The 631-nt window shown below is 56.4% G+C and carries 1 rRNA gene; it reads left to right on the top strand.

What is annotated here, in order from left to right:
• Positions 1-46: 46 nt before the first annotated feature.
• Positions 47-631: ribosomal RNA gene (locus tag QYS60_RS25665) — 23S ribosomal RNA — on the top strand; the annotation flags it as partial.

The raw sequence follows: 631 nt of genomic DNA, 5'->3' as shown, positions 1-631 counted from the left end.
TGTTGTGTGTTGTTTGAGAACTGCACAGTGGACGCGAGCATCTTTGTTGTAAGTGTTTATGAGCGTACGGTGGATGCCTTGGCACCAGGAGCCGATGAAGGACGTGGGAGGCTGCGATATGCCTCGGGGAGCTGTCAACCGAGCTGTGATCCGAGGATTTCCGAATGGGGAAACCCAGCACGAGTGATGTCGTGTTACCCGCGCCTGAATATATAGGGCGTGTGGAGGGAACGTGGGGAAGTGAAACATCTCAGTACCCACAGGAAGAGAAAACAACATGTGATTCCGTGAGTAGTGGCGAGCGAAAGCGGAAGAGGCTAAACCGCGGGTGTGTGAGAGCTGGCAGGCGTTGCATCCGTGGGGTCGTGGGGCCCTTCTTCCCATCACTGTCATGGTGGGCGAGAGTAAGAAACCGGTGTGTTAGTCGAAGTGGTCTGGAACGGCCTGTCGTAGAGGGTGAGAATCCCGTAGACGAAAACACGCCGGCTCTCGTGGAGGGTACCCGAGTAGCAGCGGGCCCGTGAAATCTGCTGTGAATCCGTCGGGACCACCCGATAAGCCTGAATACTCCCTGGTGACCGATAGCGGACTAGTACCGTGAGGGAAAGGTGAAAAGTACCCCGGGAGGGGA

The sequence above is a fragment of the Rhodococcus sp. GXMU-t2271 genome (genome assembly GCF_041414735.1).
In the GTDB taxonomy this organism is placed as follows: Bacteria; Actinomycetota; Actinomycetes; order Mycobacteriales; family Mycobacteriaceae; genus Rhodococcus; species Rhodococcus indonesiensis.
The sequence above is the reverse complement of the archived record's forward strand: the minus strand, read 5'-3'. Positions and strand labels throughout refer to the sequence as shown.